Source organism: Aliarcobacter sp. (genome assembly GCF_041672065.1).
Classification (GTDB): domain Bacteria; phylum Campylobacterota; class Campylobacteria; order Campylobacterales; family Arcobacteraceae; genus Aliarcobacter; species Aliarcobacter skirrowii.
On record NZ_JBAZAH010000049.1, the window covers coordinates 1 to 12,825 of the forward strand.

Below are 12,825 nucleotides of genomic sequence, written 5' to 3' on the forward strand. Positions count from 1 at the left end.
GCATAAATATTGATATTTTTTCAACACCTTTTGATAAAAGTGCAGTTGATTTTCTTGAACAATTTAATCCAAGTGCATATAAAATCGCCTCTTTTGAAATAACTGATTATGAGCTTGTAAGATATACTGCTTCAAAAGCTAAGCCTATTATTATAAGCACAGGTATTGCAACTATTGATGAGATACAAGATGTTGTAGATATTTGTAGAAGTGTTGGAAATGACAATATTATACTACTAAAATGTACAAGCGAATATCCAGCAAAGCTAGATGAAGCAAATTTAAAAACCATTCCAAATATGAAAGATACTTTTGGTGTTGAGGTTGGATTTTCTGATCATACTATGGGGCATATTGCACCAGTAGTTGCTGTATCTTTTGGAGCAAAAGTAATAGAGAAGCACTTTATTTTGGATAAAAATATTGGTGGAGCAGATAGTGCATTTTCTTTAGATAAAAAAGAGTTTAGCGATATGATAAAAGCTGTTAGAGATAGTGAAAAGTTACTTGGAAGAGTTGATTATAGTCTAAATGAAAAAAGAGAAAAACAGCGTCGTTTTGCAAGAAGTTTGTATGTATCAAAAGATATAAAAGAGGGTGAAGTTTTTAGTGAAGATAATATAAAAAGTGTAAGACCTTTTTATGGACTTCATCCAAAATATTTAAAAGATATTTTAGGTAAAAAGGCAAAAAAAGATTATAAATTTGCAGATAGATTGGAAAATATTATAATATGAAGAACATAGTAATTGCAACTATAAAAGAGTGGAATATCAATAACTATTTTGAATTAAAAAAAGAGTTAGAAAATGAATACTCTTTTTATTTAATATCAAATAAAGATGAGTTGTCTTTAGAAAAAATTGAAAAAATTAATCCAAAATATATATTTTTCCCACATTGGTCATGGATAATTCCAGAAAATATATATAAAAATTATGATTGTATTTTATTTCATATGACTGATTTACCTTATGGAAGAGGTGGAAGCCCTTTACAAAATTTAATTATAAATAAAGTATATAATACAAAAATAAGTGCTTTAAAGGTAACAAAAGGTCTCGATGAAGGAGATATTTATTTAAAGGAGGATTTTGATATATCAAAAGGTAGTGCTAATGAAATATATAAAAATGCTTCAAAATTAATCTTTAAAAAATTAATACCAAATATCTTAAGACAAAATCCAACTCCAGTAAGCCAAGAAGGTGTTGTAGTAAATTTTAAAAGAAGAACACCTGAACAAAGTAATATAAAAATGTTAAATGATGTTTCTATAGCTAATTTATATGATTTTATTAGGATGTTAGATGCCCCTAGTTATCCTAAAGCTTATTTAGAACTTGATAATTTGAAAATGGAACTATTTGAAGTTATAATAAAAGATGGAAAACTAGAAGGAAGGTTTGAGGTATCTAAACATGAATAAAAAAATTTTAATAGTAGCTGCCCATCCAGATGATGAGGTTTTAGGATGTTTTGGAACAGTTGCAAGACTTATAAAAGAGGGATATGAAGCTTATACTTTAATTCTTGGTGAGGGAAAAACAAGTAGAGATGAAAAAAGAGTAGTTGAAAATAAAAAAGATGAAATAGAGATTTTAAATAGCGAAATAAAAAGAGCAAATGATACCATAGGAATAAAAAAAACCTTTATTTATAATTTTGCTGATAATAGATTTGATAGTGTTGATTTACTTGATATTGTAAAAGTAATTTCAAAAGTAAAAGAAGAGATAAAACCAGATGTTATTTTTACTCATTATGAAAAAGATTTAAATATAGATCATCAAATTACATACAAAGCTGTTATAATTGCAACAAGACCTATCCAAAATGAGTGTGTAAAAGAAATTTATAGCTTTGAAGTTTTATCATCAACAGAATGGAACTATCCATTAACATTCTCTCCAGATACATTTTTTGATATAGAGGATACCTTGGATTTGAAAATTAGTGCTATGAAAGAGTATAAATCAGAACTTTGTACTTATCCACATCCAAGAAGCATTGAAGGAATAGAGCTAAATGCAAAATATCAAGGTATGAGAGTTGGCAAAAAATATGTTGAAGCTTTTAAAAGTGTAAGAGTAATAAGATGAAAGAAATAAAATTAATAAATTTTATAGATTTAATATATGATGAAAAAAAGATGGTTTTAGAATGGAGAAATAATCAAAATATAAAAAAATGGATGTACACTCAAGATGATATAAATTTAGAGAGCCATTTAAATTTTATAGATAGTTTAAAGAATAGTAAAGATAAATTATATTTTTTGGTAAAAAAAGAAGATGAAAATATCGGAGTAGTATACTTCACAAATTTAACTAAAAAAGAAGTATATTTTGGTCTTTATGCAAATCCTACAATAAAAACATTAGGAGTTGGTAGAATTTTAGAAGAAATATCAATTGATTTTGTTTTTAATAGTTTAAATGCAAGGAAATTAAAATTAGAAGTTTTTGAAGATAATATACAAGTTATAAATTTGCATAGAAAATATAATTTTAAAAAAAGTGGAGAAAAGTTTGTGGATAATAAAAAAGTAATTTGTATGGAGTTGAATTATGAAAATTTGCACGGTTATAGTAACTTATAATAGATACGAACTTTTAAAAGAGTGTTTAGACTCTTTATTAAACCAAACATATAAAACAGATATTTTAGTTGTAAATAATGCTTCAACTGATGGAACAGATATTAAAATAAAAGAAGACGGATATTTAGAAAATAAAAATCTTATTTATAAAAAATTGGATAAAAATATTGGAGGTGCTGGTGGATTTCATTTTGGTGTAAGGTATGCATTAGATAATAATTATGATTATGTATGGCTTATGGACGATGATGCAGAACCCGAATTAAATACCTTAAATGGTTTAGTAAAAAATATTGATGATAATAAATATAGTGCTTATGCTCCAAAACTATTAATTGGAACAAAAGAAAATAGTGTTCTTTCTTTAAGTGGATATGGTCATAGAGCAATGTTTGATTACTATAATTGTGTACCATCTTTTCAAAAACCATTAACAAAAGATTTTTATGAAAATGAATTCGTACAAATTGATTTAGCTTCATTTGTGGGAATTTTAATTCCTATTTCATCAGTAAAAAAGATAGGGTTACCAGAAGAGAGATTTTTTATACATCATGATGATGTTGAGTATAGTTTAAGATTGTCAAGTATTGGAAAAATCCTTATGGTAAATAGTGTAAATATATATCATAAAGAAAAAAGGCAAGATGAAAAGATACAAAGACAATTTTTATGGTTTAAAAAAAATCGTATAAGATTTGATAAACTTTGGTTAAAATACTTTGGGCTTAGAAACTCTATATTTTTAGCTTTAAAATATGGAAAAGGTTATAAACGATATTTCTTGATTGCTAAACTATATTTGGAATTGATAAAAGATATAATCTTGTATGATGATAAAAAATACACACGATTAGTATTTGCAACTGGTTCCGTTTTTGATGGTTTAAGAGGAGTTTTTGACAATGATAAACCAACTAAAATTTTAAAAGGTAAGAAATGATAGATTACATAATAGTAGGTGCAGGACTTGCAGGAGTTGTAATAGCAGAAAGAATTGCAACTCAATTAAATAAAAAAGTATTAATAATAGAAAAACGAAATCATATAGGTGGAAACTGCCATGATTTCAAAGATGAAAACAATATCTTAATTCATAAATATGGTCCACATCTATTTCACACAAATAATAAAAAGGTAGTTGATTATTTATCAAAATTTACTTCTTGGGATATTTATAATCATGAAGTTCTAGGATATATTGATGGTAAAAAAGTTCCAATACCTTTTAACTTTAATACCTTATATGAACTTTTCCCAAATTTAAAAGCAAAAGAGCTAGAAGAGCTATTGCTTAAAACTTATGAATACAATTCAAAAATTCCAATATTAGAGCTTAAAAAATCTACAAACAAAGACTTATCCTTTTTAGCAGATTTTATCTATGATAAAATTTTTGTAAACTATACAGCTAAACAGTGGGGTATGAAACCAGAAGATATGGATGGAGCTGTAACTGCAAGAGTTCCTATATTTATAGGAAAAGATAACAGATATTTTAATGACAGTTATCAGAGCTTGCCTAAATTTGGATATACAAAAATGATAGAAAATATGTTAAATCATAAAAATATAAAACTAATGCTAAATACAGATTTTAAAGAAATTTGTACTTTAAAAGATAAAGATTTTTACTTATTTGATAAAAAATTTGATGGGAATGTTATATACACAGGACAAATTGATGAACTATTTGATTATAAATTTGAAGAACTACCTTATAGAAGTGTAGATATGAGATTTGAAACTATTGAAAAAGAGTTTTATCAAGAAAAAGCAACTATAAATTATCCAAATGATTATGATTTTACAAGAATAACTGAATTTAAACATATTCATCCAATAAATTCATCTAAAACAACTATTTTAAAAGAGTATCCACAAGAGTATATAAAAAATGTCAATACTCCATATTATCCAATTTTTACAACTGAAAACCAAGAGAGATATAATCAATATTTAGAGTATTCAAAAGAGTTTAAAAATCTTATACTAGTAGGAAGACTTGCTGAATATAAATATTATGATATGGATGATATTGTAATAAGAGCATTGGAAGTTTTTAAGGAAAATTTAAAATGAAAATTTTAATAACAGGTGGTGCTGGATATATAGGAAGTCATACTGCTAAACAACTACTTGAAACGACAAAACATAGAGTAACTATTTTAGATAATCTATCAACTGGGAATATTGAAGCTATAAATACTTTGAAAAGCATAAGAGAGTTTAATTTTATAAATCTTGATTTAAAAGAGTTTGATAGGGTAAAAGAAGTTTTAGAAAAAAATAGATTTGATGTAATTATTCATTTTGCAGCATATAGTATAGTTTCTGAGTCTATGCAAGATCCTTTTAAATACTATTTTAATAATACAATAAATACAACAAATTTAATAAAATGTGCAGTTGAAACTGATGTTAAGAAATTTATTTTTTCAAGTACAGCTGCAGTTTATGGAGATGTTCAACAAAATAGTAAAATAAAAGAGGATTTTCCTACAAATCCTATAAATCCTTATGGTATGAGTAAACTAATGAGTGAAAAAATACTTCAAGACTCAAATAAAGTTTCAACAGATTTTAGATATGTAATCTTTAGATATTTTAATGTAGCAGGTGCAGATATATTTTATAAAGATAATACTTTAACTCCAAGAATAGGTGAGAAACATGAACCAGAAACTCATCTTATACCTCTAGTTGTAAAAACAGCTTTAGGTAAAAGAGAAATTTTAAATATATATGGAGATGATTTTGATACATATGATGGGACTTGTATAAGAGATTATATTCATGTTGAAGATTTAGCAAATGCACATATAGAAGCTATTGCTTATCTTGAAGAAAATGATAGTGATATATTTAATCTAGGTTACGCAAAAGGTTATAGTGTAAAAGAGATTGCAAATAGTATTAAAAATGTAACAAATTGTGAGTTTAAGATCCAAATTGTAGAAAGAAGAGATGGTGATCCAGCTTTTTTAGTTGCAGATAATAGTAAAATTTTAGATAAAATGAAATGGAAACCAAAATTTGATAATTTGGAATTAATTTGTAAAAGTGTATATGAATGGGAGAAATGTATATGAAAGATTTAGGAATAGTAATTTGCAATTTTAACAAAGTTGATTATCTAAAAGTTTGTTTAGAATCTCTGTATAAATCAAACTTTGAAAACCTAACTTATGATGTGATAGTTGTAGATAATGCCTCAACAGATGGAAGCCCAGATTTTATAAAAGAGAACTACCCACAAATTATACTTTTAGAAAATGAAACAAATACAGGTGGTTCAGGCGGTTTTGATAGAGGTATAAGATTTACTATCAAAGAAGAGTATGAATATGTTGTATTACTTGATAATGATACTTTATTGGAAGTTAATACTATTATAAACCTTTATACGTATATTAAAAATAATTCAATTGTAGGTGCAGTAGGATCTAAAATATGTACTATGGATAATCCTGATATAGTTCAAGAGATGGGATCATTTATAGATTTTGATGATAAATTCAATATGAGATTGGCTTTTCAAGCATATAAAGATGATAATTCTTTACCTGAAATGGTTTCCTGCGATTATGTACCTGCTTGTTGTATGATTACAACAAATGAAGTTCTTAAAAAGGTCGGAAGTTTTAATACACATCATTTTATATATTGGGATGATATGGATTGGTGTACTAGAGTTAAGAAAGCTGGATATGAGATACATGCCATAAGTAACTCAAGAGTATTTCATAAATTAGGTGCATCAAATCATACCAATACTTTTGGGCTTTACTACTTTGAGAGAAATAGGATAATGTTTTTTTTGAAATACTTAGAAGCTGATAAGTTTGATAAATTTGTAAATGTTATTTGTAATTGGTTTATAACTTTATCATTTTTTTCAAACTTAAAAGGAAACTATGCAAAACCTAAATCTTTTCTATGTGCTATAGATGATCTTTTAATTGGAAATCTAGGAAAGCAAGATGATAGTATTTTTATAAAAGAACCAGAAATAAATATTTTCGATAAATATAATTTAAGAAATACGGATAATATTGCAATTTATATGCAAAAAGATATGATTTCAAATAGAAGAGTTTACCTATACTTAAAAGATTTTTATAAAAATATAACTCTTTATTGTGATAAAAAAAATTATGATTTAATCAAATCAAACTTTGATGAAGAAATAGTTTTACAAAAAGAGTTTTTGCAAAACAAATTTAAAACAATATTTTATGTACAAGAGCATATTTTAGATTTTAAAGAAGATAAATTATTTGATGATAAGTACATTTTTATAGACCAATTTATAAATGTAGCAAATTTAAACGAGATAAAAAACTTAAATAGTCAATATAGGATGTATGAAGATATATTTAAAAATATATATCAACCAGTTTTATATAAAAAATTTAAGACTATTAGAGATATGTTCAAAAATGAAAACTAGAGTTTATCTTGCTCCATATAATGATATATCTCTAGAATTGTCTAGCGATATATCTTTTAAAGAAAGGTATGATTTATTAGGTTTTATTGATAAAAATAAAAGGGGCACGGCCATAGTAAATAGAGCAGCTTCAGATTTTGATTTTATATTTATTTGTTCTCCAAACTATTTTGAGGAGATATATGGTGAATTTTTATGCCAAGGTGTAGAAAAAAGAAAAATATTATTTCATATAAAGAAGACAATGCAGATTATAGATAGTTTAGAAATGGTAAATTTTTATAATCATAATATTTTAGATAGTTATAAAAAAATTAAAGATTTAAAAGATAAACATAAAAATAAAAGGGCATTTTTGATTGGAAATGGACCTAGCCTTCAAATAAATGATCTTAGCTCACTAAAAGATGAAGTAACTTTTGCCGCTAATAAAATATACCTAGCGTATGAAAAAACGGATTGGAGGCCAACTTATTATTTAGTTGAAGATGATTTAGTTTATAAGCAAAACTACAAAAAAATTGTACAAATAGAAGACTCTATAAAACTCTTTCCACAATATGCTTTAGATTGGGATAAAAAAATAGAAAAAGCGATATATTTTAGTATGAAATACAAACCAAATGATATTGATTTTCCTCAGTTTAATCCAGATCCATTATTAGGTATATATTGGGGTTCAACTGTAATTTTTTCTATGATACAGTGGGCTATATATATTGGAATAAAAGAGATATATCTAATTGGTGTAGACTTTAACTTCACAGAGTCCGAAGGATATGTTATAAATGAGCATGGCAGAAAAGATTTAATTTGTGATGGAGAGATTAACCATTTTCATAAAGACTATAGAAAAATTGGGGAAAAATGGAATTTACCAAATCTTGAAATACAAATTAAATCTTTTACAAAAGCAAAAGAATATGCACAAGAACATGGTATTAAAATATATAATGCATCAAGAGAAACAAAATTAAATATTTTTGAGAAAATGCCTTTTGATGATGTTTTTAAGGAAAATGATGAATAGTAAAATAATAAAATTAGATTTTGAAAGTAGATGGAAGATTTTAACTATTAAAGGATTTTGTGATATTGATCATTCTTTAATAAAAAGTATTGAAGTTTACTATAATCAAAAATTTATTGATACTTTAAGTTTTGGAATTAGATTTCAAAATAAATTAATTGGGTATAAGGGAGATTTATTATTAGAAGATATTGTTGGAGAATTTGATCCTTATTTAGTAGAGGTAAAATATATTTTTCTTCAAAATAATTCAATTATAACTGATAAGTTTGTAGAAAATAAAACACAAAAGACTAAAATAGGTTTTTATGATAAATTATTTCGATTATACAAAGTAGTTAAGTATAGATATATAATAAATAAAATTTTTCCTAAAAGAGCAGGAGTAGAGAATAGTATTATGCTTTTTATTCATAATTTAGAATATAAAGAGAGAATTCAAAAATTAAGATGTTTTGAATTGTTGGATAAAGCGTTAAAAGAATATGGATGGAAATTGATTATAGTACACCATTCAAGTAATATTCTAGATACAGATATTGAAACAATTGAATTTAATAATTTTTCATTAAATATCTTTTATAAAATTAGAAATATTAAGATAATAAATAAATTTTCAAAAGAATTAAACTTAAGTGTTGATTTTTTAGATTCACTAAATAAATCTTTTGATAAAAATTATTTATATTCAATGTCTTTTGATAGAGTATATGAAGAATTTTTTAAAACAAAATTTTTAATTGATAGGTATGCACCTAAGATTGTACTAAATTGGCATGAATGGAGTAGTTTACAATATATGTCAAAGATCTACTGTGAATCTTTAAATATAGAAAACTTTAATGTACACGAAGGTGCTATATATGATACTTTAGAAGTAGATAAAGTTGGAGAATTAGCAGAAAGTTGGATTTTTGAGGATATCAAAGAATTTAATAAAAGGCCTCTAGAACTTAAAGATATAGAAATCTCAAAAAAATTAATAAAAAAGATTAAGAATAATAATTTTAATAGAAAAGGACAGCAAAAAAAAGGATTAATTAAAAAACTTTTAAGTCCATATAAGAATAAAAAAATAATCTTTTTTGCAGGAGTAAATGATTCTCAAACAGGAATGCTTCCTACTTCATATGGCAAATCTCACGTACATTCTCCTGTATTTATCGATACTTATGATGCATTAAAGTATTTAAGTAAATTGGCACATAAAAATGACTGGTATATATTATTTAAGCCTCATCCTAATGTACCTGTTAGGAATTCTAAAGTTGTAAATGATAGAGTTATTTTAGTAAATAATGCTAATGTAATTGAGTGCATAGAGGAAACAGATATTAGTGTTACTCTTTTATCTACTTTATCATATGATATGATGATTTATGATAAACCTACTGTTTTGCTGGGAAGAAACTTAATGAGTAGTTCTGGAAGTGCATATGAAGTTGAGAATTTATATAATGTAGAAACTACGATATTGTCTGCTTTTAATAAAGAAGGTTTTGATATTAAACAGAAAAAATATTTAGAACATTTCGCTAGACTTCTAAAATACTACTATTTCCCATATAGTGAAGAAGCAGTTGAATACTGTTATAGGGATTTTTCCGATCTAGCAAGATATTTAATTAAAAATGTATATAAAGGATAATAATAGATGAAGTGTATAATTATAAAAAATGATGGGTTAGGAGATTTAATTCTTTCTTCTGGGATTATAAATTCTTTAAAGAATATTTTTCAGACAATAGATTTAGTAACATGTATTGACAATAAGGAAATTACTAAAAAACTTGATGGAATAAATAAAGTATTCTATGTTTCAAGAGATGGAATGAATATTGATAATAAAGAGTTTTGTATTCCTAAATATGATGAGACTACTTTAAAAAATATATCAGAAAATGAATATGATGTAGCAATTGTACTTAGACGGTTTATTAGATCAAGTACATTTATTATTATGAATCATATAAAAGCAAAAAGAAAAATTAGTTGTTGGCAGTATTCAACAAATATTTTAAAAAATGATGCGGAAAAATTTTCTCAAGAATGGGAAAATTATATTTTTGATGAGGAAGTTATGCATGAAACTGTCTATTATCAAAACTTTTTAAAAAAAGCTTTAAATTTAAAGGTAGATATTAAACCAATTCTAAAAGAAGATAATGTTCCTTCTCTGAAACTTAAGAATAGTATTGCAATATGTTTAGATGGTAGAGGTTGGGAAATTGATATTTACAATATAAATAATGATAAATTCAATTGGGTAAATTTAATTGATAAATTAAACTGTGATGGCTATTCTATATATCTTTTTGGAAAATCAACACATGCCCAAGGTTTAGCAAAAGTTATTGAACAAAGGCAACCAAATATTTATAACTATGTTGATAGAGTTTCTTTAGATGAAACTATTAACATGTTTAAAGGTATGGATTTTTATATTGGTAATGATACAGGTATAACGCATCTAGCAAGTTTATATATTTCAAAAGTATTTATAATTCATGGTGGAGGAGGTTTATCTCGATTTTTCCCTTGGCCAAAAACAAATAGCCAAAAAATTATTGTGAATGAGTTATCATGTTTTGATTGTTGCTGGAATTGTATTTATGATAAACCAATTTGTTTACATAATATTAATTATACCAGTGTATATAATTTTTTTATTGAGAATATGAATAGTTCAAAATTCATATATAAAAATATAGCAGAGAATAATGCTACATTTAAAATTAATCACTGGAATCCTGATTTTAATGAAAAAAATAGAGATTTTTTAATTTCAGAAGCAGTTTACAATACTTTAGAAAATAAAAAAGCTAAACAAGCAGAAATTCTAGATAATAAGATGGAAACTGAAGTAAAAATAGAAGCTTTTAATTCATATTTAAAATTAACAGAAGATAAAGAAACATTTTTAAACCGTATTAATAAATTAAAAGAAGTAACACCTTTTTTAAGTAGATATGAGTTCATTGAAGATAAACCTGATAGAAATTTAAATAATCTTATTAAAAGTTTTGAAAAGCTATCAAAAGAAAACAGTTTTATTTTTAAATCTTTAAATGTTGATATAGAGCAATTCCTTGATTATATAGAGAAAATTAATTATAAGGTAAAATTTCCTAACTATTCAACTCAATATCAAAGGTCTTTATCTAGAAAGATGATGGAACATTTTATTTCTTTTAAACTATTGGGTATAGACAAAGTTAAAAATAAAGATAATTATAGATTTATAGATGTTGCATGTTCTACATCGCCAGTACAAATTATATTAAAAGAAGATTTTGGATTAAAAGAAATCTACAAGCAAGATTTAAATAGTGTATTTAATATAAATGATAAATATAGAATTGTTTCAAATGCCGTGGATATACCTGTTAAAAGAGATTTTTTTGATGGTATAACATTGCATAATTCATGGGAGCATTTTGAAGGTAGTGATGATATTAACTTTATTAAAGAGGCAGGACGAATTTTAAAGAAGGGTGGAAAGTTTATAATACTTCCTCTTGATTTAGCTGACAGTACTTATATATTAACATCTCCTTCTGTATGGTTTAATAAGTATAGAAATTTAAAAGATATTCCTGAATTTGATACAAATGCAAAGATCTATATTGAAGAAAACAAAAGGCAAAGACAAGAGAAATCATATTCAGTTGAGTATATAGTTGAGATTATGAATAACAATAGTGATATATTTAATTTTGAAATAATACATTATAAGAATCTTATTTCAACTAATAATATTTTATTTTCTGAAGAGTATAAAGATTATGCAATAGGAGCTTGTGATCATTTCTGTGAATTTGTATTGGTTGGAACAAAAAAGTAAAATAGATTAATTATAATAGACTACATACAGCTTTAAATTAAATATTTAGTACAGTACAATTTGAGAGCTAATTATTCTGATTTAAGCTGTCCTAATTAAAGGGAGGCTTGACACAGAATAATTTACACTCCCATCTGAAATCCAAAAACAAATCTTAGATGCTATAAAAAACTAGAAAAATGATTTGTGTGCCTTATCGCACAAAACAGGAATATTTCTTTTTGTAGTTTTTTTCATTAGACTTTTTGACTCTTCCTTTTAATTTTATTGCTATTAATTTGGTTAGATAGTACTTTTAAAACTGCCCATACTCTTTTGTAAGTTGATTTACTTCTACCCCGTTAGCAAAAATTGGGTGTAAAATATGCAGAGATTTATTTTCCTAATAGTAAGAATAAACATTATTTTTGCTATCCTGCTATTAATCAATTAATTGCAGATAATTATAAAAATAAGCTTATAAAACAAAATAATATAATTGTGTTTGCTCGTTTTATGGATATGCATAAAGGTAGTTATGAATTAATAGATATCTTATGCGAAAATATTCGTGGATATACATTGCTCCAGCCGATTTATTCGGACAGTCTGCCGGAGTGATTCGGACAGTTTTAAAGTAGAAATTTTCTAAGTGTAAAATTATAACATAAGTGTCCGAATGTTTTTAAATTTTGTTGATTTTTGATCTTAATTTTCGCATAGATTCTCCTTCTAATTCAATTCTATGAGATGAGTGAATTATCCTATCTAAAATAGCATCAGCAACTGTGTGTTGAGACGCATGCACTTGGCCACACAAATGCATAAACATTTGGCCAGTTGAATAGTTAAAAAGTATTCTTGGTGTATTGTAACATAAGTGGCCAAATGTTTTTATTTTTTTGCTAAATATTCTC

12 protein-coding genes are annotated in these 12,825 nt (G+C 25.3%); 11 read left to right on the forward strand and 1 reads right to left on the reverse strand.

Annotated elements, in window-relative coordinates; genetic code table 11:
* From pseI to WC168_RS07565, 11 genes are all read left to right on the forward strand, one after another.
* Positions 1-737: pseudaminic acid synthase (gene pseI, locus WC168_RS07515; protein ID WP_372618468.1), on the forward strand; the 737-nt coding region annotated here is incomplete at its 5' end.
* Positions 734-1,429 (forward strand): methionyl-tRNA formyltransferase, encoded by a 696-nt coding sequence (locus tag WC168_RS07520; RefSeq protein WP_372618470.1) that lies wholly within the window; start codon positions 734-736, stop codon positions 1,427-1,429. The genes pseI and WC168_RS07520, both read left to right, overlap by 4 nt.
* Positions 1,422-2,102 carry a PIG-L deacetylase family protein gene (locus WC168_RS07525; protein WP_372618472.1) on the forward strand — a complete coding sequence of 227 codons (681 nt, stop codon included), beginning with the start codon at positions 1,422-1,424 and terminating at the stop codon, positions 2,100-2,102. The genes WC168_RS07520 and WC168_RS07525 overlap by 8 nt, the downstream gene beginning before the upstream one ends.
* Complete coding sequence (gene pseH, locus WC168_RS07530; RefSeq protein WP_320341082.1) at positions 2,099-2,602, forward strand: UDP-4-amino-4,6-dideoxy-N-acetyl-beta-L-altrosamine N-acetyltransferase; 504 nt, start codon at positions 2,099-2,101, stop codon at positions 2,600-2,602. The genes WC168_RS07525 and pseH overlap by 4 nt, the downstream gene beginning before the upstream one ends.
* Positions 2,571-3,545 carry a glycosyltransferase family 2 protein gene (locus tag WC168_RS07535; RefSeq protein ID WP_320341081.1) on the forward strand — a complete coding sequence of 325 codons (975 nt, stop codon included), beginning with the start codon at positions 2,571-2,573 and terminating at the stop codon, positions 3,543-3,545. Before pseH ends, WC168_RS07535 begins: the two co-directional genes overlap by 32 nt.
* Positions 3,542-4,684: a UDP-galactopyranose mutase gene (glf, locus tag WC168_RS07540; protein ID WP_319994499.1), complete on the forward strand. Its 1,143-nt coding sequence runs from the start codon at positions 3,542-3,544 to the stop codon at positions 4,682-4,684. Before WC168_RS07535 ends, glf begins: the two co-directional genes overlap by 4 nt.
* A complete protein-coding gene (gene galE, locus WC168_RS07545; RefSeq protein ID WP_372618475.1) occupies positions 4,681-5,694 on the forward strand; it encodes a UDP-glucose 4-epimerase GalE in 1,014 nt (337 codons plus the stop codon). Before glf ends, galE begins: the two co-directional genes overlap by 4 nt.
* Positions 5,676-7,055, forward strand: a complete 1,380-nt coding sequence (locus tag WC168_RS07550) for a glycosyltransferase family 2 protein (protein WP_372618477.1) — start codon at positions 5,676-5,678, stop codon at positions 7,053-7,055. Before galE ends, WC168_RS07550 begins: the two co-directional genes overlap by 19 nt.
* On the forward strand, positions 7,045-8,085 hold the full coding sequence (locus WC168_RS07555) for a 6-hydroxymethylpterin diphosphokinase MptE-like protein (RefSeq protein WP_372618479.1): 1,041 nt from the start codon (positions 7,045-7,047) through the stop codon (positions 8,083-8,085). Before WC168_RS07550 ends, WC168_RS07555 begins: the two co-directional genes overlap by 11 nt.
* Positions 8,078-9,733 (forward strand): hypothetical protein, encoded by a 1,656-nt coding sequence (locus WC168_RS07560; protein WP_372618481.1) that lies wholly within the window; start codon positions 8,078-8,080, stop codon positions 9,731-9,733. The genes WC168_RS07555 and WC168_RS07560 overlap by 8 nt, the downstream gene beginning before the upstream one ends.
* 6 nt (positions 9,734-9,739) lie before the next feature.
* Positions 9,740-11,929, forward strand: coding sequence for a glycosyltransferase family 9 protein (locus WC168_RS07565; RefSeq protein WP_372618483.1), 2,190 nt, complete (start codon positions 9,740-9,742; stop codon positions 11,927-11,929).
* A 664-nt stretch (positions 11,930-12,593) separates the two neighbouring features.
* On the opposite strand, the gene WC168_RS07570 is transcribed toward WC168_RS07565, so the two are convergent.
* Positions 12,594-12,825: ATP-binding protein (locus tag WC168_RS07570; protein WP_372618485.1), on the reverse strand; the 232-nt coding region annotated here is incomplete at its 5' end.